The sequence below is a fragment of the Kitasatospora purpeofusca genome, assembly GCF_036010405.1.
Lineage (GTDB): Bacteria > Actinomycetota > Actinomycetes > Streptomycetales > Streptomycetaceae > Kitasatospora > Kitasatospora purpeofusca.
On sequence record NZ_CP108561.1, the window covers coordinates 990,289 to 1,013,635 of the forward strand.

Annotated in this window: 19 protein-coding genes and 1 pseudogene; 12 read left to right on the forward strand and 8 right to left on the reverse strand. The window is 74.6% G+C overall.

Going from position 1 to position 23,347, the window contains the following annotated elements; all coding sequences use genetic code 11:
* Positions 1–120: 120 nt before the first annotated feature.
* Positions 121–1,473 (forward strand): M1 family metallopeptidase, encoded by a 1,353-nt coding sequence (locus OG715_RS04360; RefSeq protein ID WP_266277232.1) that lies wholly within the window; start codon positions 121–123, stop codon positions 1,471–1,473.
* Between the two features lie 44 nt (positions 1,474–1,517).
* Here OG715_RS04360 and OG715_RS04365 read toward each other — a convergent pair whose 3' ends face one another.
* Positions 1,518–2,831, reverse strand: a complete 1,314-nt coding sequence (locus tag OG715_RS04365; protein WP_407660945.1) for a YhgE/Pip domain-containing protein — start codon at positions 2,829–2,831, stop codon at positions 1,518–1,520.
* A gap of 218 nt (positions 2,832–3,049) precedes the next feature.
* Here OG715_RS04365 and OG715_RS04370 point away from each other — a divergent pair, with 218 nt between their 5' ends.
* Positions 3,050–4,426, forward strand: a complete 1,377-nt coding sequence (locus tag OG715_RS04370) for a serine hydrolase domain-containing protein (RefSeq protein ID WP_266277230.1) — start codon at positions 3,050–3,052, stop codon at positions 4,424–4,426.
* Between the two features lie 68 nt (positions 4,427–4,494).
* On the opposite strand, the gene OG715_RS04375 is transcribed toward OG715_RS04370, so the two are convergent.
* Complete coding sequence (locus OG715_RS04375; protein ID WP_266277228.1) at positions 4,495–4,911, reverse strand: hypothetical protein; 417 nt, start codon at positions 4,909–4,911, stop codon at positions 4,495–4,497.
* Positions 4,912–5,189: 278 nt separating this feature from the next.
* Between OG715_RS04375 and OG715_RS04380 the strand changes: the two genes are divergently transcribed.
* Positions 5,190–6,113: a GNAT family N-acetyltransferase gene (locus tag OG715_RS04380; protein ID WP_266277226.1), complete on the forward strand. Its 924-nt coding sequence runs from the start codon at positions 5,190–5,192 to the stop codon at positions 6,111–6,113.
* Positions 6,110–6,928, forward strand: a complete 819-nt coding sequence (locus OG715_RS04385) for a lysophospholipid acyltransferase family protein (protein WP_266277224.1) — start codon at positions 6,110–6,112, stop codon at positions 6,926–6,928. The genes OG715_RS04380 and OG715_RS04385 overlap by 4 nt, the downstream gene beginning before the upstream one ends.
* A 166-nt stretch (positions 6,929–7,094) precedes the next feature.
* Here OG715_RS04385 and OG715_RS04390 read toward each other — a convergent pair whose 3' ends face one another.
* A complete protein-coding gene (locus OG715_RS04390; protein WP_266277222.1) occupies positions 7,095–8,648 on the reverse strand; it encodes an MFS transporter in 1,554 nt (517 codons plus the stop codon).
* A 152-nt stretch (positions 8,649–8,800) separates the two neighbouring features.
* Between OG715_RS04390 and OG715_RS04395 the strand changes: the two genes are divergently transcribed.
* Entirely contained in the window at positions 8,801–9,529 is a 729-nt protein-coding gene (locus OG715_RS04395) for a TetR/AcrR family transcriptional regulator (protein WP_266277220.1), read from the forward strand.
* A 244-nt stretch (positions 9,530–9,773) separates the two neighbouring features.
* On the forward strand, positions 9,774–11,402 hold the full coding sequence (locus OG715_RS04400; RefSeq protein WP_266277218.1) for an alpha/beta fold hydrolase: 1,629 nt from the start codon (positions 9,774–9,776) through the stop codon (positions 11,400–11,402).
* 235 nt (positions 11,403–11,637) lie between these two features.
* Here OG715_RS04400 and OG715_RS04405 read toward each other — a convergent pair.
* A pseudogene (locus OG715_RS04405) lies at positions 11,638–12,150 on the reverse strand (MarR family winged helix-turn-helix transcriptional regulator); the annotation flags it as partial.
* An 88-nt stretch (positions 12,151–12,238) separates the two neighbouring features.
* Here OG715_RS04405 and OG715_RS04410 point away from each other — a divergent pair.
* The 4 genes from OG715_RS04410 (at position 12,239) to OG715_RS04425 (ending at position 17,103) form a co-directional block, all read left to right on the forward strand.
* Positions 12,239–13,633, forward strand: a complete 1,395-nt coding sequence (locus tag OG715_RS04410) for an MFS transporter (RefSeq protein WP_266277216.1) — start codon at positions 12,239–12,241, stop codon at positions 13,631–13,633.
* Entirely contained in the window at positions 13,630–14,643 is a 1,014-nt protein-coding gene (locus OG715_RS04415) for a YdcF family protein (protein WP_266277214.1), read from the forward strand. The genes OG715_RS04410 and OG715_RS04415 overlap by 4 nt, the downstream gene beginning before the upstream one ends.
* Before the next feature lie 146 nt (positions 14,644–14,789).
* Positions 14,790–16,331, forward strand: coding sequence for an extracellular catalytic domain type 1 short-chain-length polyhydroxyalkanoate depolymerase (locus OG715_RS04420; protein WP_266277212.1), 1,542 nt, complete (start codon positions 14,790–14,792; stop codon positions 16,329–16,331).
* Between the two features lie 82 nt (positions 16,332–16,413).
* On the forward strand, positions 16,414–17,103 hold the full coding sequence (locus tag OG715_RS04425; RefSeq protein WP_266277210.1) for a DUF6445 family protein: 690 nt from the start codon (positions 16,414–16,416) through the stop codon (positions 17,101–17,103).
* A 119-nt stretch (positions 17,104–17,222) separates the two neighbouring features.
* On the opposite strand, the gene OG715_RS04430 is transcribed toward OG715_RS04425, so the two are convergent.
* Positions 17,223–17,840 (reverse strand): hypothetical protein, encoded by a 618-nt coding sequence (locus tag OG715_RS04430; protein ID WP_266277209.1) that lies wholly within the window; start codon positions 17,838–17,840, stop codon positions 17,223–17,225.
* Between the two features lie 382 nt (positions 17,841–18,222).
* Between OG715_RS04430 and murQ the strand changes: the two genes are divergently transcribed.
* A complete protein-coding gene (gene murQ, locus OG715_RS04435) occupies positions 18,223–19,140 on the forward strand; it encodes an N-acetylmuramic acid 6-phosphate etherase (protein ID WP_266277208.1) in 918 nt (305 codons plus the stop codon).
* 90 nt (positions 19,141–19,230) lie between these two features.
* Here murQ and OG715_RS04440 read toward each other — a convergent pair whose 3' ends face one another.
* The 3 genes from OG715_RS04440 to OG715_RS04450 all read right to left on the reverse strand — a co-directional run bounded on the left by OG715_RS04440 (position 19,231) and on the right by OG715_RS04450 (position 21,878).
* A complete protein-coding gene (locus tag OG715_RS04440) occupies positions 19,231–19,410 on the reverse strand; it encodes a hypothetical protein (RefSeq protein ID WP_266277206.1) in 180 nt (59 codons plus the stop codon).
* A gap of 85 nt (positions 19,411–19,495) precedes the next feature.
* Positions 19,496–20,803 carry an IS4 family transposase gene (locus OG715_RS04445; protein WP_266277204.1) on the reverse strand — a complete coding sequence of 436 codons (1,308 nt, stop codon included), beginning with the start codon at positions 20,801–20,803 and terminating at the stop codon, positions 19,496–19,498.
* Positions 20,804–21,200: 397 nt separating this feature from the next.
* Complete coding sequence (locus OG715_RS04450) at positions 21,201–21,878, reverse strand: TetR/AcrR family transcriptional regulator C-terminal domain-containing protein (protein ID WP_266277203.1); 678 nt, start codon at positions 21,876–21,878, stop codon at positions 21,201–21,203.
* Positions 21,879–22,016: 138 nt separating this feature from the next.
* On the opposite strand from OG715_RS04450, the gene OG715_RS04455 reads away from it, so the two are divergent.
* A complete protein-coding gene (locus tag OG715_RS04455) occupies positions 22,017–23,342 on the forward strand; it encodes an MFS transporter (protein WP_266277202.1) in 1,326 nt (441 codons plus the stop codon).
* Positions 23,343–23,347 lie beyond the last annotated feature (5 nt).

A 23,347-nucleotide genomic window follows, 5' to 3' on the forward strand; every position in this document is an offset into this window, starting at 1 on the left:
GTTCGCCCCGTCCGGCCCCTCGGGCGTACGGTCGGCGCCCGCCGCCGTCCCCGCCGTCCGCCGTCCGCCCCCGCCCGTCCCCTGTCCCGTCCACCCCGTGTTCCAGGAGCGTACGACCCGGTGAACCACCGCCCGGCGCAGTCCCCCCAGCCCTCGCAGCCCCCGCAGCCCGTCGCCCCGCCGGACCCGTACTTCCCGGGCAGCGGGGATCCCCGCTACCGGGTCCACCGGTACGAGCTGGCCCTGGACTACCGGCCCGGCCCCAACCGGCTGGGCGGTACGGCCCGGCTGAGCGCCGTCGCGGCGACCGCGCTGAGCGAGTTCGCACTGGACCTCGCGGACTTCCGGATCGGCCGGGTGCTGGTGGACGGGAAGCCCGCCCGGTACACCCACCGGGCGGGCAAGCTGCGGGTGCGGCCGGTGAAGGCCCTGTCGGCCGGCGCCGCCTTCACCGTGGAGGTGCACTACACCGGCAACCCCCGGCCGGTCCGCAGCCCCTGGGGCGGCCTGGGCTGGGAGGAGCTGACCGACGGCGCGCTGGTGGCCAGCCAGCCGGTCGGGGCACCGTCCTGGTTCCCGTGCAACGACCGGCCGGCGGACAAGGCGACGTACCAGATAGCGGTCACCACGCCGTCCCCGTACACCGTGGTGGTGGGCGGCCGGCTGCTGACCCGTACCACCCGCTCGTCCAGCACCACCTGGGTGTACGAGCAGTCCGCTCCGACCTCGACGTACCTGGTGACGGTCTCGATCGGCCCGTACCGGCCGGTGCCGCTGGCCGAGCACCCGGAGGTGCCGCAGACCGGCTACGTGCCGGAGCGGCTGGCCGGGGCGTTCGCCGCGGACTTCGGGCGGCAGCCGAGGATGATGGCCTACTTCGGCGAGGTGTTCGGCCCGTACCCGTTCGGCGAGTACACGGTGGTGGTCGCCGACGAGGAGCTGGACGTGCCGGTGGAGGCGCAGGGGGTGGCGACCTTCGGCACCAACCACCTGGGCGGCGGCTGGGAGCGGGAGCGGCTGATCGCCCACGAGCTGGCGCACCAGTGGTTCGGCAACAGTCTTTCGATCGGGGACTGGAGCCACATCTGGCTGAACGAGGGGCTGGCCAAGTACGCCGAGTGGCTCTGGTCGGAGCGTTCGGGCGGGCCGACGGCGGCGGCGCGGGCCCTGTACGCGCACCGGCTGCTGGCCGGGCTGCCGCAGGACCTCCGGCTGGCCGACCCGGGCCGCAAGCTGATGTTCGACGACCGGCTGTACCAGCGCGGCGGTCTGGTGGTGCACGCGCTGCGGCTGACGCTCGGGGACACCGCGTTCTTCCGGATGCTCAAGGACTGGGCGGCGTTCCACCGCCACGGGGTGGTCACCACGGCGGACTTCACCGCGCACGCCGCCCGGTACGCGCGGACGCCGCTGGAGGGCCTGTTCGACGCCTGGCTGTGGCGTCCCGAGCTGCCGCCGCTGCCGGCAGGCTGAGGCCGGAGCGGTCCCTCCCCGCGCTCCCGTCCCCGGGCCGTGGCTCAGGCCAGCTCGGGGACGGTGCGGTGCAGGCCCTTGCGGTCGTAGTAGCGGGTCATCGCGAAGCCGAAGAGCAGTGCCGCGACGGTGCCGATGGCCATCCAGATCCAGGCCCGGGTCAGGCCCGCGTCCGCCTGCGCGTCGAAGAACAGGATCGCCCGCACGCCGTCGGTGAGCTGGCGCATCGGTTCGAAGAGCGAGAGGAACCGGTAGAACGACGGCAGGGCGTCCAGTGGGATCGTCGCGCCGGAGGACGGCAGGCCCAGCACGATGAAGACGAACATGCTGATCAGCAGGCCGAGGCCGCCGAAGGCCGCGTTGATCGCCTGGACACCGAGGCCGACCGCGCTGCTGGCGCAGACCGAGAAGATCCACAGCAGCGGCAGGTGGTCGGCGTCCATGTCGAGGACCACCACCGCCGCCAGCATGATCAGCGAGGAGGTCAGCAGCGACAGGCCCACCGACATCGCGCACTTGACGGCGAGGGTGCTGGTGCGGCTGATCGGCACCACCGGGTGGCGGGCGCGCCAGGGGCCGACCTCGTTGTCCGCGTAGCCGAGCGCGACGTCGACGCCGTTGCCGATGATGTTGGCGCCGAAGAAGCCCGCCAGCACGAGCAGCAGGGTGTAGTAGAAGGCGGACAGCCCGAGTCCGCTGCGGTTGCCGATCGGGTGGCCGACCGTGGTGGTGAGGGCGATCGGATCGGCGATCAGCAGCCGGGCCGCGTCGCCCGCGCCCCGGGCCTGCGGCAGCGCGGCGAGCTGGGCGCCGAGGGCCAGCGAGGCCTGGTGGACGGCCTGCTGGCCGATCTGGGCGGCCAGCGAGGAACCCAGACTGCCCACGCCCGGGTTGGTGTACTGGAGCACGGTGGGGCGCGCGGGCTGCTCGCTGGCGCCCCCGAGGGCGGCGACGGTGGCGGTGAACTCGGGCGGCACCTGGAGCGCCCCGTAGATCTTGCCGGAGGCCAGCTGCTCCTTCGCCGTCGCCTCGTCGAGCTGCCGCCAGGACACCGCGTCGCCCTGGCCGGGGGCGGTGGCGATCCCGGTGACGACCTGTTCGCCGAGGTTCTGCCGCTGCCCGGCGACGGTGGCGCCCCGGTCGGTGTTCACCAGCGCGATCGGCAGGTGGTGCAGGTCTGCGCGGGGGTCGAGGATGCCGCCGAGGTAGAGCAGCGACATCAGCAGACTGAGCAGTCCGACCAGGATCCCGGGGACCATCCAGATCCGGGGGTTGCGGAGCACCCGGCGCGCCCTGACACCGGTGGGCGGTTCGGGCCGGCGCGGCTCGGGCAGGGTCGGCTCGGACTGGGAGGGCATGACGCTCCGTAGGGTGGTCGGCGGTCGGACGGACCCCAGGGTCCGTCTTCGTGCCCGGACGGGGGTCGGCGCCACGCCGCCGGGGTCACCCGCGCGCCCGTACGGTCCTCGCGAAAATGACTGGAGGTCCGAACGTGATCGAACTAGGTTGAACCGGCGGTGCCGTGGCACCGCGGGCCGAATCCCCTGAATCACCCGAAACCGTCGCAGAGGACCAGATGACCGACCTGTCCGACGAACTGCTCCCCACCACCCGCCGCGCGCTGCTGCACCGCCTGGCCGTCGCCCAGTCCGAGGGCCGCACCCCCTCGATGGTCGCCGGCGTGCTCCGGGACGGGAGGCTGGTCTGGAGCGGCGCCCGCAGCATGATCGACGGTCACGCGCCGACCACCGACGTCCAGTACCGGATCGGCTCGATCACCAAGACCTTCGTCGCCGTGCTCGTGCTGCGACTGCGGGACGAGGGCCTGCTCGACCTCGCCGACCCGCTCGGGCGCCACCTGCCGGGCACCCCCGCCGACGACGCCACCGTCGCCCAGCTGCTCTCGCACTCGGCCGGCCTCGCCTCCGAGACCCCGGGCCCCTGGTGGGAGCGGACGGACGGCGCGCTGCGCCCCGGACTCGCCGACATCCTGGAGGCCGAGCGGCCGCTGCGGCATCCGGCCGGCCGGGTCCACCACTACTCCAACCCCACCTACGCGCTGCTCGGCGCACTGGTCGAGCGGCTGCGCAGCGAGCCCTGGGGCGAGGTACTGCGCCGCGAGGTCCTGGAGCCGCTCGGCATGGACCGCACCGGGCTGCTCCCCGAGCACCCGCACGCGGGCGGCTTCGCCGTCCACCCGTGGGCCGACGTGCTGCTGCCCGAGCCGCTCACCGACACCGGCCTGATGGCCCCGGCGGGCCAGCTCTGGTCCACCGTCACCGACCTCGCCAAGTGGGCCGCCTTCCTGACCTCCGGCCACGAGAAGGTGCTGTCCGCCGACACCGTGGCCGAGATGCGCCGCCCCGCCGTCGGCCCCGAGCCGGGCGACTGGAACGAGACCTACGGCCTCGGCCTCCAGCTGATCCAGCACGAAGGCCGGATCCTGCACGGGCACTCCGGCTCGATGCCGGGCTTCACGGCCGGGCTGTGGGTGAGCGAGGCGGACGGCCTGGCCGCGATCGCCGTCTCCAACGCCACCAGCTGCCCCACCTCGAAGGTCGCGGCCGAACTGCTGGCGCTCACCGCGCAGCACGAGCCGCGGATCCCCGAGCCCTGGCGCCCGCTGGCCGAGTTCGACGAGGACCTGCTGGCCCTGACCGGCCCCTGGTACTGGGGCGCCGCGCCGCACAGCCTGCGGCTCACGGCGGACCGGGCGCTGGAGCTGTCGGTGCTCGGCCGGGCGGGCCGGGCCGGCCGCTTCCGGGCCGAGGCGGACGGCACCTGGACCGGCCTGGACGACTACTACTCGGGCGAGACCCTGCGGGTGGTGCGGGCCGACGACGGCTCGGTGAGCCACCTGGACATCGGCTCCTTCGTGTTCACCCGCGAGCCGTACGGGCCCGCCGGGGCCGTCCCGGGCGGCGTCGACCCGCAGGGGTGGCGGGTGTACTGAGCCCCGCCGCGCCCCGCCGTTCGGGCCCCCGCCGCGCCCCGCCGCCCCGTGGTTCGGGCTCCGCTGCCCTAACCGCCCCCGCCCGGACCCGGCGCGGGGGCGGGGGTGACGGCGGAGCGCGGCGGGTACGCGCCGCTGCGCAGCGCGTGCACGGCGCGCACCACGTACCCGGCGAGCAGCAGCCCGCCCGCCATCGCGCCCGAGGCGTAGGTGTCCGCCGCCTGCGCCTCGGCCCACCCCAGGGTCGCGCCCAGCACCAGGTACGGCGCCATCGCGACCGCCAGCGCCACGGCCAGCGCCACCAGCGCCGCCCTCGGCCGCCGGTCGTCCTCCCAGCAGCGCTCGCCGACCAGGTGCAGGGCGACGGCCATCGCCACCACCAGGCACCACCACGGCGAGGGCGCCAGCCCCACCGCCCGCGCCAGCACGTACACGACGGTGAGTCCGCCCGTCGCCGCCGTCTGGCACACCAATACGTCTGTCATGTCGCTGGCAAAGGTCCGCCAGAGTCCCGCCCCCGGATTCCACCCCATGCAGCGGAGGATAGGGCGGCGCCGCGGTGCCCAACAGGTGTCCCGCACACGTCGGGTGGTCGCATTCAGCAGGTGCACATCTGCGCTCCGCCGAACGGCAACGTGGATGCCAGCGGACTTGGAGAGACATACGGGTGCCGGTTCGCGGATCCGACTGTACGGGTCCGACCCGGGCCGCTGCCACGGAACGCCGTGGCCGCCGTCGTCCGTGCTGCCCTGGAGGGTCTGCCATGACCACCGTCCCCACGTACACTCCGACCGCAGTCACCCCCACCCGGGCCACCCCGGTGCCCGCCGCGCGCCCGGCCGCCGCCTCCGGCTCCGCCTCCGCCGTCTACACCGTCTCGCTGGCCCGCGACGAGGCCGACGTCCGCGCCGCCCAGCGGCTGCGCCACCAGGTCTTCGCCGACGAGCTCGGCGCCACCCTGCGGAGCACCGTCCCGGGGCTGGACGTCGACCCGTTCGACGACTTCTGCGACCACCTGCTCGTCCGCGAGGGCGAGGACGGCGCCGTCGTCGGCACCTACCGGCTGCTGCGCCCCGAGGCCGCCCGCCGGGCCGGCCGGCTCTACTCGGACGGCGAGTTCGACCTCGGCAACCTCGCGCCGCTGCGGGACGGGCTGGTCGAGCTCGGCCGCTCCTGCATCGCCGCCGAGCACCGGGGCAACGGCGCCGTCATCAACCTCATGTGGGGCGGCATCGCCCGCTACCTCGCCGACACCGGCAACACCTGGGTGGGCGGCTGCTGCTCGATCTCCCTGGAGGACGGCGGCGCCACCGCCGCCCGGGTCTGGGACACCGTCGCCGCCAAGCACCTCGCCCCCGAGCAGTACCGGGTCGCCCCGCACCGCCCCTGGGACGCCACCGGCGTGGCGCGGGCCGACCGGGCACCGCTGCCGGCCCTGCTCCGCGGTTACCTCCGGCTCGGTGCCTGGGTCTGCGGCGCGCCCGCGTACGACCCGGACTTCGACTGCACCGACCTGTACGTCCTGCTGTCGCTGGAGCGCACCGACCCGCGCTACCTGCGGCACTTCCTGTCCGGTGTCGGCGGCGTGGGCGCGGCGGCCTCGCCGGCCCCGGGCACCGGCACGGACGCGGGCACCGGCACGGACGCGGCGGAGGCGGGACCGGTGGACGAGGGGCCGGCCTCGTGAGCGTCTGGCTGCCGACGGCCTCCTGCACCCCGGAGGACTGTCTGACCGACCCCGCGCCGACCGTCGCCCTCCCCCGCCGGGTGCTGCGGCTGGCGGGCTTCCTGGTGCTGCTCGTGGCGGGGCTGGCGCTGATCCCGCCGGTGCGGCTGCTACCGCACGGTCCGCGCGGCGCGCTGACCCGGTTCTGGGCGCGCGGGCTGCTCGGCGCGCTGGGCGTCGCGCTGCGGATCGTGCCCGACCCGGCCCCGGCCGGCCGGGGCGGGGTGCTGCTGGTGGCCAACCACGTCTCCTGGCTGGACATCCCGCTGATCGCCGCCGTCAGGCCGGGCCGGTCGGTCGCCAAGACCGAGATCCGGGACTGGCCGGTGCTGGGGCAGCTCGTCGCCTGGGGCGGGGCCGTGTTCCTGGACCGCGACCGGCTGCGCGAGCTGCCCGCGGCCGTCGCCGCGGTGACCGACCGGCTGCGGGCCGGCCACCCGGTGATCGTGTTCCCGGAGGGGTCCACCTGGTGCGGGCGGGAGAGCGGGCGGTTCCGGCCGGCGTTCTTCGAGGCCGCCGTCCGGTCCGGTGCCGCCGTCCAGCCCGTCTCGCTCCGCTACCGGCTCGCCGACGGGCGTGCCACCAGTGCCCCCGCCTTCGTCGGCGAGGACGACCTGGTCACCTCGCTGGCCCGGGTGGTCGCCGTCCGCGGCCTGGTGGCCGAGCTGACCTTCCGCCCGACCGTCCCGGCTCCGGCGGCTGACCCGGCCCGCCGTTGGGCGGCGCGGAAGGATCTCGCCCGCGCCGCCCAGACCTCGGTGGAGGGGATCGGCTGAGCCCGGCGCCGGCGGCCGGCAGAGGCGGACTCCGCCGACCGCCCCTGCGGCACCGGTTCTGCCGCGGCGTCAGCCGTGCACGAGGACCGGCGGTCGAGGAACCGGGCCCGGCGACCCCACGGCAGGGGCAGCGGCAGCCTCAGCCGCCGCCGGAGGGGACCGCCGCTCACTCCGGGCGGGCGCCGGCCGGGACCTCCGGACGGGGCCGGGCGGCGGTCGGAGCCTGCGGCCCCTCCGGGCGGGGCGCACCGCGGCCCAGCAGCAGGGCGACCAGGACGGCGGCCAGGACCAGGGCGGCGGAGCCGCAGCGCAGGGCGAGCTGGATGCCGTCGGTGAAGGCGGCCTCGACGGCCGACCGGACCGGTCCGGGCAGCGCGGCGGTGCCCGCGCCGGGCGCGGTGGCGGCGGCCAGTGCGTCGGGCGGGAGGCCGAGCCCGGACAGCGAGCCGGCCAGGCGGTGGGTCAGGACGGCGCCGAGGACGGCGATGCCGAGCACACCGCCCAGCTCGCGCAGGGTGTTGACGGTCGCCGAGGCGGTGCCGATCCGCTCCGGGGCGACCCGCTGCAGGACGGCGATCGAGACCGGGGTGAAGGTCATGCCCATCCCCAGGCCGAGCACGAACAGCGTCCACAGGTACTCGGCGTAGTGGGCGTTCTCGCCGTACAGGGACAGGCCGGCGAGGCCGAACGCGCACAGGGCGATGCCCACGACCAGCGGGATCCGGGGGCCGTACCGACCGGTCAGCCGCGCCGAGAGCGGGCCCGCGACGACGATCATGGCCGTCATCGGCAGCCCGGCGAGGCCGGCGGCCGTCGGGGACCAGTCCAGCACACCCTGCATCAGCAGCGGCAGGAAGAACAGCGCGCCGAACATTCCGAAGCTCACCGCGAAGCCGCCCAGCAGCGCGCCGCCGAGCACTCCGTCGCGGAACAGCCGGAGGTCGAGCATCGGTTCGGCGATCCGCAGTTCGAGCAACAGGAACGCCGTCAGCAGCAGCACCGCGAGCGCCGCCGTGGTCAGGACCCGGCCGTCCGTCCAGCCCCGGTCCGGGCCCTCGACCAGGGTGTGGACGGCCGCGCCGAGGCCGAGCGCCGAGAGCACGAGGCCACCGAGGTCGATCCGCCGGGCCCGGCCCGGGACGACCGGGAGCACCCGGGCCGACAGGACGAGTGCGGCGACACCGATCGGTACGTTGATCCAGAAGACGCTCGCCCAGCCGAAGGCCTCGACCATCGGGCCGCCGACCACCGGGCCGACCGAGAGGCCGAGCGCGGAGACGCCGGACCACCGGCCGATGGCGCGGGTGCGTTCCCGTTCGTCGGTGAAGACGTGCCGCAGGATGGCGAGGCTGCCGGGGGTGAGCAGCGCCGCGCCGACACCCTGGAGCATCCGGGCGGCGACCAGGGCGCCGACCGTTCCGGCGAGGGCCCCGGCGGCCGATCCCAGCGTGAACAGCGCCAGTCCGAGCCGGAAGACGGCGGTGCGGCCGTAGCGGTCGCCGAGCGCGCCGCCGGTGAGCAGCAGCGCGGCGAAGACCAGGCTGTAGCCCTCGGCGACCCACTGGAGGCCGGTGATGCCCGCGTCGAGGTCCTGGCCGATGCGCGGCAGGGCGTTGCTGACGATGACGTTGTCCAGCATGGACATGAACATGGTGGTGCACAGCGTCGCGAGCGCGAGCCGCTGGCGACGCCGGACGTCCGGCGCCCCGCTCTCCCCCATCGGGCGTTCCTCTCGATTGCCTCCAGGATCCCTAACGGCGTTAGGGACGGTTTCGACGGGGGACAGCGTGCACCTAACGGTGTTAGATTGCAAATGGAATACCGGGGCCCGGGGCCCTCGGCCCACCCCGACCGACGAACAGCGAGGACCTCATGCCGGCCGACGAGGACGACGCCGCCCAGCCCGGACCCGACCACTCCGGACCCGCCCAGCCCGGACCCGGCCACCCCGGGCTCACCCGCGACGCCCTCGCCCGGGCCGCCCTGCGGGTGCTGGAGCGCGAGGGCCTGGCCGGGCTGTCGATGCGCAAGGTCGCCGCCGAGGTCGGGGTCAAGGCCGCCTCGCTGTACTGGCACGTCCGCAACAAGGAGGAGTTGCTCGACCTGCTGAACGACGCGCTGATGGCCGACGCCGAGGCCCCGCCGCGTTCCGGCGACTGGCGCACCCAGCTGCGCGGCTACTGCCGGCGCTACCGCGCCCACCTGCTGGGCAGGCGGGACGCGGCCAAGGTGGTGGCGGGCCGGCTCGCCCCGGGGCCGCACCTGCTGCGGCTGATGGAGGACCAGCTCGACCGACTGCGGGAGGCGGGCTTCTCCCCCGCCGACAGCGCGATGATCTCCTACCTGCTCGGCGCGTACGTCCAGGGCTTCGTCCTCCAGGAGCAGTCCCCGATGGCGGCCGCGGAGACCGCCGGCGCCGGGCGGCGCGAGGTGGCCGACGCCGCCGCCGAACGCTTCCGCGCGCTGCCCGCAGCGGAGTTCCCCAACCTCGTCGAGATGGCCGACGACCTCACCGGCCCCGATCTGGACGCCCGGTTCGACTTCGGTCTCGACCGCATCCTCGACGGGCTCGCCGCGCTGCTGCCGCCCGAGCGGCGCTGACCCGGCCGGCCGCCCGTTGTCGCTCGCCCCGCCCCGTTGTCGCTCGCCCCGTCCTGCCGCCGCTCGCCCCGGTCGGGCGGTCCGACATTCCCGGATGCCGGAACGGGCAGTGACGACCCATCAACGTTCCGCACACGGGGGGTGACAGGGCCGCCCCGGCGGCCGACACTGGGAGGAAGAAGCTCCCACGTCAATGGGTCGGCCGGTACCGGCCGGTACCGGCCGCCGAGAGGGCAGGCCGGCCATGAGTACGCCGTCCTCCAGACTCCCGATCGTCTACATCCGGGGATACGCCGGTGGCACCCCCGGCATCGAGAAGGCCGTGACGGATCCGTTCTACGGATTCAACGAAGGCTCGACGCACATCCGCGTCGGGCGCCAGGACTCCCCCGTCTTCTACCAGTTCGAAAGCCCATTAGTGCGCCTGCTCACCGACGAGGGCTACCGCGTCTTCGTCGAGGGCGGCCAGGAGGCCTATCTGGCGAACCACCCCAAGGACATCCGCCCCGACAGCATCTGGATCCACCGCTTCTACGACCGCTGCTCCGGCACCTGGGGCGGCGAACCCGAGACGTTCAGCCTGGAGCACGCCGCCGAGGACCTCCTCCGGCTGATCGAGGACCTCCAGGAGCGCACCGGCGCACCGCGGGTCCACCTGGTCGCCCACTCGATGGGCGGCCTGATCTGCCGCTGCCTGCTCCAGAAGGTCATCCCCGAGCAGCGCGAGGGGAAGCGCGCGACCGACTACGTGTCGAAGCTGTTCACCTACGGAACGCCACACGGCGGCATCACCTTCGCCGTCGGCTTCGGCGTTCCCGAGGCCCTGCGCGACACCTTCGCCCTCAACGGCGCGGACGTCTTCGGACCCGACCGGATGTACCAGTACCTGACACCGGATCCCGACCCGGACGGGCCGCCGGAGGGCTGGCGGGCCGTCGACATGGCGGACGACGACGGCAGCGGAACGCCCCAGGAGGCCGCGGGCGGGTTCCCGCTCGACCGGATCTTCTGCATGATCGGTACCGACTCCGACGACTACGACGTCGCCCACGGCCTCTCGGCCTCGGCCGTCGGACCGCGCAGCGACGGCCTGGTGCAGATCGAGAACGCCCAGGTCACCGGCGCCAACCGGGCGTTCACGCACCGCAGCCACAGCGGCCGGTACGGACTGGTCAACTCCGAGGAGGGGTACCAGAACCTGCGCCGCTTCCTGTTCGGCGACCTCAGGGCCCGGGTCGACCTGGTCGACGTGGCGCTGTCCGACCGCGACCCGGACGTCACCTGGCAGGCCGAGGTACGGCTCCAGGTCCGCGGACTGCCGGTGCTGCTGCACGAGCGTGCCGCCCCGCACTGGTGCCCGATCCAGCTCTCCGACCCCACCTCGGCCACCCGTCAGGCCCGGGCCGCCAGGGACGGCGCCGTCCAGTTGGCGACCACCTTCCTCTCCAGCAAGCTGCTGCCGCACCGGGAGGACGCGGAGCGCGCGGCGGTGGAGGCGGCGGCGAACGCGGCGGCGGGCGCAGCGCGTCCGGGTGCGAGCGAACCGGTGCGGTTCGCGCTCGACCTGCGGGTGCTCGGACTCAAGGAGCACAACGGGTTCTTCGGCTTCGGCGACCATCTGGAGCAGACCGCCGACTTCGCGGACACCCTGATCGTCGACGTCGACACCGACTCCCCTCGCCCGGCGGCCTGGGCGCACTGGAACTCCGAGGTGGACGGCGCGATCCGGGACCTCCACCCGAGCGGCCCGCCGCTGCCGGACGAGGACCCGCGGGCCGAGGCCTGGCTCGCCCACATCCCGCTGCCGGCCACCACCCGCCCGATCCTCGGCCCCGACGCCCGGATCCGGCTCACGGTCGGCCCCTGGAGCTGACCCCGGCGTCGGCGCTGGGCCTTGGCCCTGGCCTTGAGCCTTGGCCTTGAGCCTTGGCCTTGAGCCTCGGGCCCGACCCCTGACCCTGGCCCTGGCCCTAGCCGTGCCAGTCGGCCGCCGGGGGGTCCGTCCTGGGCTCGGCGCCGCTGTCGGTCCAGGCCGCGGCCGCCGGGCCGAGCCGGGGGTCGGCGCCGGGCTGCGGGCCGGTGCGCGATCCGGGCTCCGGCGGCGGCCCCTCGGCCACCAGCAGCACCCGGCGCAGCAGTTCGGCGAGCTGGTGCCGCTCGGCCGGGGAGAGCACACCGAGCAGTCGGTGCTCCTCCCGGCCGACCACGTCCAGTGCCTGTGCCCAGGCCAGCCGGCCCGCCTCGGTCAGTTCGACGTCGACCCGGCGGCGGTCGTCGCTGGAGGGCGTGCGGACGATGAATCCGCGCCGTTCCAGTGCTTCCAGACGCCCGGTCACCGAGGCGGGCGCCAGGCCGAGGTCGCCGCGCAGCTGGGACGGGGTGGCCCGGCCGCCGCGGCCGGCCAGCCCGTGCAGGGTGTCGAACTCGTGCTTCTGCAGTCCGTAGTCGGCCACACCCTGCTCGCGGACCCGGCCGAGGTGCCGGGTGAGCTTGCTCATCCGGGTGACGGCGCCCTCGACGTCCGGATCCAGGTGCGGCAGCACCGGCCGCCAGCGCTCGACGTGGCCGTCGGTCCAGTCGCGGGGCCGGTCGGCCGCCGTCCGGTGCGTCGCGGGTGTCATACCCCGAGTCTAGGCGGCCCCGGAGCAGGGGTTTTTCGGCTCCCAATATTTCGTTGACGAAATTTCGGCACCGAAATACAGTGCTCCCGTGACCTCGACCCACCACCCGCACCCGCACCCGCACCCGCTGCGCCTGCCCGCCTTCCGGCTGCTCTTCCTCGGCCGGACGATCTCCACCCTGGGGGACGCCGTCGTCCCCGCCGCCCTCGCCATCGCCATCACCCGGGCGACCGGATCCTCCTCCGCGCTGGCCCTGGTCCTGGGCTGTGCGATGGTTCCGCGCCTGCTGCTGCTCCCCCTGGGCGGCGTCGTCGGGGACCGGTTCGACCCCCGGCTGGTCGCGCTCGTCACCGACCTGGTCCGGGCCGTCGCCCAGATCGCCGTCGGCCTCGAACTCCTCGGCGACCAGCCCGGGCTGGCCCCCATAGCGGCCGCCGAGGCGGTGGGCGGCATCGCCTCGGCGTTCGCCATGCCGACGGCCAGTCCGCTGGTCGCGGCCGCCGTGGACGGGCCGCAGCGGATGCGCGCCAACGCCCTGCTGGCCTCGGCCGTCAACGGCGCCCGGCTCGGCGGCCCGGCCCTGGCCGGCGTCCTCGTCCTGACCGCCGGCCCGGGCTGGGCGTTCCTGCTGGACGGCGCCTCCTTCCTGGTCAGCGCGGCACTGCTGACGCGGCTGAAGGTGCGCCGCACCCCCACCGAGCGCCGATCGCTGCGCGCCGACCTGCTCCAGGGCTGGAGCGAGGTGCGCTCGCGCGACTGGTACTGGACCAGCCTGATCGGCCACGCCGTGTGGAACGGCGCCGCCGCCGTCCTGCTCACCCTCGGGCCGCTGATCGCCTCCCGGCGGATGGGCGGGGAGGGCGTGTGGATCGCGATGACCCAGGCCGCCGCCTTCGGTGTGCTGGCCGGCTCGCTGCTCGCCGGCCGGTACCAGCCCCGGCGCCCGCTGCTGGTCGCCACTCTCGGCCTCGCCCTGTACGCCCTACCGCTGGTCGCCCTGGCGGTGACGGCGCCCGCACCGGTCACCGTCGCCTCGTACGCCCTGGCGATGACCGGGCTGGGCTTCCTCAACCCGGTGTGGCAGACCGTGGTGCAGCAGGAGTTCCCGCCGCAGGTGCTGGCCCGGGTCACCTCCTACGACTGGCTGCTGTCGCTCGCCGCCGCCCCACTGGGGTACACGCTCGCGCCGCTGGCCGCCGACGCCTGGGGGAGCACCGGTCCGCTGCTCGTCACGGCCGCGCTGGTCGCGCTGGCCTGCGGAGGGGCGGCCTTCGTCCCGAGCGTCAGCCGGGTCGGGCGCACCGCGGACGCGGACGACCTGACGGGCGGTCCGACGGGCGGTCCGACGGACGACCTGACGGACAGCCGACACTCCTTGGAGAAGGGCCCGGGGGCGACCGCCCCCGAGACCACCAGGGCGAATTCCGCCGCCCAGGAGGCCACGGTCGGGGCGGCTCGGCGGGACCCTACGATACGAACATGATCGCCTATGCCCCAGCGGCCTTCTTCTTCCTCCTCTGCGGAATCGGAGTCCTGCGCGACCGACGCAAGTTCAGCAACGCCGTACTGCTCGGCATCGGGGTCTCGCTGCTGGCCCTGGCGCTGATCGCGGAGGTGCGCCGGGCGCCGACCCTGGTGGCCGAGCTGACGGTGGCCGTCATCGCCCTGCTGCCGACGGTCGGCACGGTGGCCCTGGTCTGGTTCCTCCTCTCCAACGGAGTGACGATGATCCGCAAGGAGGGCCGGCGGCCGGCGAACCTGCTGTCGCTGCTCGCCGGCCTCGGCATCCTCGGGCTGATCGGCCTGCTCGGGGCGGCCGTCGTGACCGACTCCCCGCGGCTCACCGTCCTCGCCGCCACGGCGCTCCTGGTGGTCGGCTATGTGTCCTTCCTCTTCGTCTGCTTCGTCGGCTACGCCTTCCTCTACCAGCGCCACCTGCCGCGCGGCGACGTGGACTTCGTGGTGGTGCTGGGCTCCGGGCTGATCGGCGGCGAGCGGGTGCCGCCGCTGCTCGCCAGCCGGCTCGACCGCGGCCGCGCGCTCTGGGAGAAGCAGGCGGCGCGGGGCAACCCGCCGGTGCTGATCACCTCGGGCGGCCAGGGTCCGGACGAGAAGCTGCCGGAGTCCCACGCCATGGCCGACTACCTGGTCGAACGCGGGTTCCCCGCCGAGCACCTGGAGCGCGAGGACCGTTCCCGGACCACCGAGGAGAACCTGCTCTTCAGCAAGGAGATCATGGAGCGGGAGAAGCCCGACTACCGCTGTGTGGTGGTCACCAACAACTTCCATGCCTTCCGCGCCGCCCTGACCGCCCGCACCACCGGGGTCAACGGCCAGGTCTGCGGTTCCCCCACCGCCCGGTACTACTGGCCGAGCGCGACGATCCGCGAGTTCGCCGCCGTCTTCCTGTCCCACAAGCTGGTCAACTTCGGGATCTGCGGCTTCGTCGCCGTGTGCGGACTCGTCGCCGCGGCGCTGAGCCCCGGCGCCTGACCGCACCCGAGGTCCGGTGGTGCCGCCATGGCGGCACCACCCATGACCGGGCATCGGGGGGCGGCCGCCCGTCACATGGCGACCCCGGGGCAGGCGCGACACCCTGCACGGCAAGGTCCCGTGCTCCTCCCCCACCCGGAGTCCCCATGGCCGTGTCTCCCGCCCCGACCGCTCCACCGACCGACCGCCGCGTCCACCGCACAGGCTGCGCGGGCCGGGCAGGCCGCGCCGCCGTCGCCGCCCTGCTCACCGCTGCGGCGCTCCTGCTCCCCGCCACCACCTCGACGGCCGTGCCTGTGCCCGCGACCGCGCCGACGCCCGTGCCCGCCGCCGCCGACACCGCCGGCACCTTCCAACAGGTCACCGGGTTCGGCAGCAACCCCGGCAACCTCGCGATGTACACCTACGCCCCGGCCGAGCTGCCCGGCGGCGCACCCCTGGTGGTCGCCCTGCACGGCTGCACCCAGACCGCCGACGACTACTACCGGCACTCCGGCTGGCCCGAACTGGCCGACCGCTACGGCTTCGCCGTGGTGTTCCCGCAGACCGGCACCGCCAACAACCCGCTCTCCTGCTTCCGCTGGTTCGACGCCGCCCAGAACGCCCGGGGCGTCGGCGAGGCGGCCTCCGTACTGCAGATGGTCACCAGGGCCGGGGGCCTGTTCGGCACGGACCAGAGCCGGGTGTTCGTCACCGGCCTGTCCGCCGGGGGCGGGATGGCCGCCGACCTGCTGGCCGACTATCCGGACGTGTTCGCCGGCGGGGCCGTCGACGCCGGTCCGCCCGCGCACTGCGCCGCCACCCTGTCCGCGGCCTCGTCCTGCCAGAACAACGACCAGCGCCTGACCCCCGCCCAGTGGGCGGACAAGGTCCGCCGCGCCGACCCCGGCCACCCCGGGCCGTGGCCACGGGTGGCGATCTGGCAGGGCACGGCGGACACCACCGTCCGACCGGTGAACGCCACCGAACTGCGCGACCAGTGGACGGAAGTGTGGGGCATCGGCCAGAACCCCTCCGGCACCCGGAGCCTGCCCGGCGGCACCACCGAGACCCGCTACGACGACGCCGGGGGGCGGCCCGCCGTCGCGCTCTACTCGATCGCGGGCATGGGGCACGGGCTGGCCGTCGCCCCCGGCCCGGGAGCCGAGAAGTGCGGGGCCACCGGCGCGTACTTCCTGGACGCGATCTGCTCCGGCTACCACACCGCGCTCTTCTGGGGCCTGGACAGCGGCGGGCCGACGGTCCCCGGGCTGCCCGCGCCGAGCGGTCTGACCGCCACCGCGACCGGGGCCGACACCGTCGCGCTCGGCTGGCAGCCCGTCACCGGGGCCGTCTCCTACCGGGTCTTCCGGGACGGCACCCCGGTCGCGGACCCGAGCGGCACCGCTTGGACCGACCGAGGTCTGAGCGCCGGTACGGCCTACGGCTACGCGGTGGCCCCGGTCGCCGCCGACGGCACCGCGGGCGCCCGCTCCACCACCGTCACCGTCACCACACCGGGCGGCCCGGCGGCGTGCTGGACCACCGACAACTACCACCAGGTGGCGGCCGGGCGGGCGACACTGACCGGCGGTCTGGTGTACGCGCTCGGTTCCGGACAGGCGATGGGGCTGTGGAACACCTTCACCGTCCACACCCTGCGCCGGACCGGCCCCGGCTACTACGTGCTCGCCGACGGCTCCTGCTGAGCGGGCCACCGACCAGCACCTTGACGAAAGGTTGACCTGCTCACGGCAGAAAGTTGGGGGGCCTCGCTCCTATGGTCGGCCCATGCCTCCACTGCCCCCCGGCCCCGGACGGACCGCCACGCTGCCGGTGCTGCCGTACCGCAAGCCGACACCCGGCCGCGACTACTGGGTGTTCGACGACGTCCTGCCGGACCCGGACGCCGTCCGCCGCCGCTGCCTCGACCGCAACGACTGGACCGAGGGCTACCCCTACCGGCCGGAAGCCTGGCCCGGACTGCGCACCATGCCCGGCCTCGAACCCGAGGAACTGGCCCGGGTGGAGGCTCTGGTCCGCAAGGCCACCGGGGCGTCACGGCTCTGGGTGCAGAGCACCCCGGGCGGCGGCACCCTGAACCACAACTGCATCCAACTGGTGGGCACCGCCGAGTCGGAGTCGCGTCCGCACACCGACTCCCGGGCGCTGTGCCGCTTCGCCGCCGTCCTCTACCTCAGCCCCGGCGCGCCGAAGGACGCCGGCACCGGCTTCTACCGCCAGCAGTTCCCCGGCGGCCGGCTCGGCGGCAACCTGGTCACCGCCCCCCACAACAACCTGGTCGAGGCGATCGGCACCCGCCGCGTCCCGGCCGACGCCTTCACCGAGGACGTCCGCGTCCCCAACCGCTACAACCGCCTGCTCGTCTACCACGCCAACCTGATCCACAGCGCGACCTCGTACCACGGCCTGACCCTGGAGGAACGGCGGATGACCGCCGTCTTCTTCTGGATGGCCTGACGCCCCGGCCGGAGGGCGGCCCCACCCGTGCCCCGGCAGCGGAACGCCGCCCCTCCCTCCCCGACGGGACCTCCCCGAGGAGGGCGGGGGGCGGCGTCCGCACTACGGAAGAGTTCCGCTCAGCACTGGCCGCCCCGGCTCCCCGGGTCGATCCTCACGGTGTCGACCGTCGGCTCGCCGCCGCGGCGCACGGCGGCCCGGTAGTCGCCGCCGGGTTCGTCCGGCACGGTCGCGGTCCAGACGGTCCGCTCCACCCCGCCGACCTCGGTCGTGAAGGCCATGCGGACGGCGAAGTCCTGCTGACGGCAGGAGATCCGTTCCACCGTCTCACCGCTGGACAGCAGCAGGACGTTCCACACCGGCCGGCCCTGCCCCTCCGCCCGACGGGCGCTCAGGAACAGCGCCGCACCGGGCACCGCCCTGGTCGCGAGCTCGGTGGCGTTGGAGCACTGGGTGACGGCGGACCCCCCGTCGCTGTTCAGGGCGACGCAGATGTCACCGGTGCTCCCGCTCTGCCAGACGAGGTACGGCCGGGCGCCGGAGTCGAACCCGGCCAGGACGGTCCGGCCGCCCGCGGGCGACCGCCCGTCCCGCGCCGCCTGCTCCAGCACACTGCGCTTCAGCGTCTCGGGGAACCCGGCCGCCGAATCCCCGGCGCCGTCCGCCGAGCCGGCCCCGGACGGGGACGCCGGGGCGGCCGCCGTTCCGGAGCCGTCCCGCGCCGCCTGCTCCAGCACACTGCGCTTCAGCGTCTCGGGGAACCCGGCCGCCGAATCCCCGGCGCCGTCCGCCGAGCCGGCCCCGGACGGGGACGCCGGGGCGGCCGCCGTTCCGGAGCGGCTCGCCGCCGCCCCGCTCCCGCTCTCGGCGGGCCCGCAGGCGGCCGCCCCCCGCCAGCAGGGCGGCGAGCAGCGCCGTCGCCCTGGCGGCCGCACCGAGGTTCATCCGGGCCTTCTCCTTGTCGAATGGGGGCGCCTGCCGAGGACGGGCACTCGGTCGTACCCCGTGACGCCCGTGCCATCCTGCCCCCGGCACCCGGGCCCGACACTCCCCCGGCCTGCCGCGCCCGGTCGGCGCCGCCTCCGGTTGACGGCGGGCCCGCGCGGGGAGGGGCAGCGTATGGACAACACCGACCGACCGGCCACCGAGACGGCCCGACCGGAGTGGGCCGGGATCGACCGGCTGGACACACCCGAGCTGCTGCGGCTGCTGAACGCCGAGGACCGCACGGTGGCCGACGCGGTGGCCCGGGAGCTGCCGAGGATCGCCCTCGTGGTGGACGCCGTCGCCGCCCGGATGGCGCGGGGCGGGCGGCTGGTCTACGCGGGCGCCGGAACGGCCGGGCGGCTGGGGGTCCTGGACGCGAGCGAGTGCCCGCCGACCTTCGGCACCGACCCCGGCCGGGTGGTCGGGCTGATCGCGGGCGGACCGGCGGCGCTGGTGCGCGCGGTCGAGGGGGCCGAGGACCGCCCGGAGCTGGCGGCGGCCGACCTGGCCGCGCTCGCGCTGACGCCCGAGGACACCGTGGTCGGCCTCTCCGCATCCGGGCGCACCCCGTACACGGTGGCGGCGGTCCGCGAAGCCCGCCGGGCCGGGGCACTGGGCGTGGGACTGGCCGGGTCGACCGGGTCTCCACTGGTCGCGGCCGCCGAGCTGGCGATCGAGGTGGAGACCGGTCCCGAGGTCCTGGCCGGGTCCACCCGCCTCAAGGCGGGCACGGCGCAGAAGCTGGTACTGAACCTGCTCTCGACGGCGGTCATGGTCCGGCTCGGCCGGACGTACGGGAACCTGATGGTCGACGTCCGGGCCGGCAACGCCAAGCTCCGCGAGCGGGCGCGGCGGATCGTGGTCGACATCACCGGCGCGGACGAGGAGACGGCACAGCGCGCACTGGCGGCCACCGGCGGCGAGGCGAAGGCCGCCGTCCTGGTCGTCCTCACCGGGGTGGACGCCCAGGCCGCCACCCGCCTGCTCACCGCGGCCGACGGCCACCTGCGCGCGGCCCTGGAGCTGGCACGGGGAGGGCCCGAGCGGTAGTGCTTCGCCAGGGGGACGGCGCCGTCCGAGGTTCGGGGCCACCCGCCGGCCGACTGGAGGCGGGCGCCCCGGACATCCACTGCCGCTCTGTCAGGAGAAGATGACGGAACGGATCTTGGTGTCCTCCCCGAGCTTCTTGCCGGGGTCCATGGCGGAGTAGGTGTCACCGTTGCAGTCCGTTTCGAGGAACACGGTGGCGGTGGAGACGGTGAGGTTCTGGGGCGAGTTGCCCGGGGCTTCTTCGGTGGTGTCCGGCAGGTTGATGCACACGCCGCTGTTCTGGTCGCTGACGCCGGCATCCTGACCCGTGCTGGTCTAGTAGCAACGCTGTTCAGTTAGGGCGGTCGGGACCGTGTCAAGGGTCGGTTGTGAGCATGTTGATGCTGATGGTGGCCTTGTAGGTGGCGCGGTCGATGGCGGGTCCGCGTGCGTTGTACTTGGAGATCGCGCGTTTGACGATGCGGTCCTTGGTGCGGACCCGCCGCTGGGGCAGGAGGTGGGCGAGCACGTTGCGGCCGATGGCTCCGACCAGGTCGATCGTGGTGTCGGCGATGAGGCCTGTGGCCAGGATCAGCTGGTCGCGGGCGGCGGACAGGGCGACGGTGAAGCCGGCCCGGTCGGGGTCGGTGCCCGGGATGCTGTCGGTGGCGTCGGTCATTGCGGTCCGCAGCGCCTGGTAGGCGACCAGCAGGGCCCAGACCTCCTGCTCGACCCCGGCCGGGGTGCGGGCGCGCAGGACCCGGCCGCCCAGGATCGTGGACTTGAGCTCCGCGTAGGCCGTCTCGATCTCCCAGCGTTCGTGGTAGAGCCGGACGAGTTCGCGGGCGGGGTGCTCCGACGGATCGGTGAGGGTGGTCAGCAGCCGGTAGTGGCCGGTGCGGGCCCCTCGGGACGTGACGATGCTGATCTCGGCGTCGATGATCCGGACGGTCAGCGTGCCGAGCCGGGCCAGGAACGAGCCGTCGCCGCAGCGGGCCACCGGCGGCAGCCTGCGGCCGGACTTGCACCGCACCAGCAGGTCGGCGCCGGTGGCGGCCAGGCGGTTCAGCAGGTCGGCGGCGGCGAAGTTGCGGTCGCCCAGCAGCAGCATCCCTGCGCGCAGATCACCTGCCAGGCGGCCGGCGTATTCCAGCTCGCCGGTGGTGGCCGGGCCGAACACGGCTCCTACCACCGCCCTCGTTCCGCAGGCCACCAGTGCTGTCAGCCGGATCTGCGGGTAGCCGCCGGACCCGTTGTTGCACCGCTGCTTGGTGAAGACGGCCAGGTTGGCCGGGGCGTCCGGCACGGGCAGGAGCGTGCCGTCGACCGCGACCACCAGCAGCCCGCGCCACCGCGTCTGGGCCGCGGTCGTGGCCGCCGGGCCGCGCACCAGGTCGAACAGTGCCTTCAGCGGCGCTGGCCCCAGGCGCTGGCGGGCCTGCCGCAACGCGCTGCCGCTCGGCCGGGCGGGTGCCAGGCCTGCCAGACCGGCGCGCAACCGGTCGAAGACCTGCTGGTAGCCGAGTTCGGCGAACAACGCCCCGGCCAGCAGGAGATACACGGTGACCCGCGCCGGCACCAGCCGGATCCGCCGCTCGACCGCCCGGGTCGCCACCAGCACCTCGTCGACCATCTCGAACGGCACGATCCGGGTCAATTCACCAAGATGGCCTGGGGCGAACACCCCGGCCGCTACCCCGAACGTCCTTGATATGGCAGCCTGTTCCAACAGCGGAGCTCCTGTGGTGAGGATGTCTTGGAGTGACAGACCTCTTCTACAGCAGCTCCGCTGTCTCGTTCACCGGTCTTGACGAACGGACCCCACGCCTAACTGAACGGCGTTGGGTCTAGTAGAGGAAGTCGCCGGTGGTGGAGTGCGCGGAGGTCGGTACGGCCAGGGCCAGGAGCAGCGCGCCGACGGTCGTGCCGAGGGTCCGGTGAAGACGCATGAGGGGGGTGGTCCTTCTGTGCAGGGGACGGTTCGGCGCGAGCGTGCCCACCGTCCCGCCTCCGCCAACCCGTTTCCGCCCTGATCGACCCGGTCGGACCAGCGCGGAAACGGTCCTGCCCGGGCCGTCGCGCTAGACGGATCCGCCCGCACCCCCGGAGCTGTCCCCGGCAGTGTCACTGCTGCCGCTCTCGCGGGCGATCTCGGTGCGGAAGCCCTCGATCAGTACCCGCAGGCCGTACTCGAAGTCCGCGTCGTGGTCGGTCATCCGCAGCACGTCGGCGGCCTCGCGCAGCAGTGGCAGGTCGCGCAGCGCCTCGTCCGGGAAGGGTGCGCCGTCGCGCTGTTCGGCGTCCTGCCGCCAGGCCTGCTCCTCGGTGACCCAGCCCATGAGGTAGCGGTCGACGGTGAGCAGCAGCCGCAGCGCGGTGTCCGGCCGCAGCCCGGCCCGGCAGAGCGCGCTCAACTGGGCCTCGACGGCGGGGAGTTCGTCGGCGGTGGGGAGGGTTCCGGCGTGCACCCGGGCGCCGTCGCGGTGGGCGAGCAGGCCGCGGCGCTTGGCCCGGGCGTCGGCGGCGACCCACTCGGGCCAGTGCTCCGGGTCCGGCTCGCGGTCGGGTGGCAGGGCCTCGGCGAGCATCGCCTCGGCCATGAGGTCGAGCAGTTCCCGCTTGCTCTTGAAGTGCCAGTAGAGGGCCGGGGACTGGACCCCGAGCTCCCGGGCCAGCCGGCGGGTGGTCAGGCCGTCGATGCCGACCTCGTCGAGGAGTCGCAGGGCCGTGCGCACGACCTCGTCCCGTTGCAGCGCCATCGCGCACCGCCCTTCCGCCGCCCGTACCGGCCGCTCGGTTATTCGCTTGGCGGACCACCTTATCGCTGCTAAATTCCGGTCCGTCCTTATCACCGATAAGGAGTCGTCCGAGTCCGCCCCGAAGGGACCACCGCACTCATGACCACCACCGGACCGGGCCGCCGCCCGTGGTCCCGGCTGCTGCCGAACACCGCGCCCTGGCACTCCTCCGCGGACTTCCGCCTGGTCTGGACGTCCGGCGCCGTCACCATGCTGGGCTCGGTGTTCACCCTGACCGCGATCCCGCTCCAGATCGCCGACGCCACCGGCTCCCCGCTGGCGGTGGGCGCGGTCGGCGCGGTGGAGCTGGTGCCGACCGTGCTGCTCGGCCTCTACGGCGGGGTGCTCGCCGACCGGGCCGACCGGCGGCGGGTGGTGCTGGCCACCGAGATCGCGCTGGCCGCGCTCAGCGCGCTGCTGCTGCTCAACGCCCTGGCCGGCGAGCCGAGGCTGTGGCCGCTCTACCTGGCGGCCGGCTGCGCCGCCGCGCTCCAGGGACTGCAACAGCCCTCGCTGGAGGCGATGGTGCCCCGGCTGGTGCCGCACGACCAGCTGATGGCGGCCGGCGCGCTCCTCTCGCTGCGGTGGAGCACCGTCGGACTGGCCGCGCCCGCCGCCGCGGGCGTGGTGATCGCGACCGCCGGGGTGGGCACCGCCTACCTGGTCGACCTGGCCACCTTCCTGGTCTCGATCGCCCTGCTCGCCCGGCTCCGGCCGCTCCGACCGCTCCGCCCGGCCCTGGCTGAGCAGGCGCCCGCCCTGGGCGAACTCGCCGAAGGTGCCGCGTACGTGGCCCGTCGCCCCGACCTGGTCGGCACCTACCTGGTCGACCTGATGGCGACCGCGTTCGCCCTGCCGATCGCGCTGTTCCCCTTCCTCGCCGAGGAGCTGGACGCCCGCTGGGCGCTCGGCCTGCTCTACTCGGCCTCCGCCGCCGGCGCCCTGGCCGCCGCCGCGACCAGCGGCTGGACCGACCGGGTGCACCGGCACGGCCGGTTCGTCCTGCTGTCCGGCGCGGCGGTCGGCGCCGCCACCGCGGCGGCCGCCCTCGGCTCCGGGATCTGGGCGGTCCTGCTCTGCCTGGCGGTGGCCGGCGCCGCGCACTGGGTGGGCGACACCTTCCGGGCGGCCGTCTGGAACCGCTCGATCCCGGACGGGCTGCGTGGTCGCGCGGCCGGGACGGAGCTGCTGATCGGCGCCGCCGGTCCGGCCCTGGGCGACCTGCGGGCCGGCGGGCTGGCCGCGCGCTACGGCATCCGGGCCGCGCTGCGGACCGGCGGACTGGCCTGCCTGGTCGGCACCGGTGTGCTGGCCGCCGCGCTGCCGGCGCTCTGGCGCTACGACGACCGCACCGATCCGCACGTCGCGGCCATCCGGGCAGCGACCGTCCCGGCCGGGAACGGCGATCGGCACCCCGATCGGTGATCGGG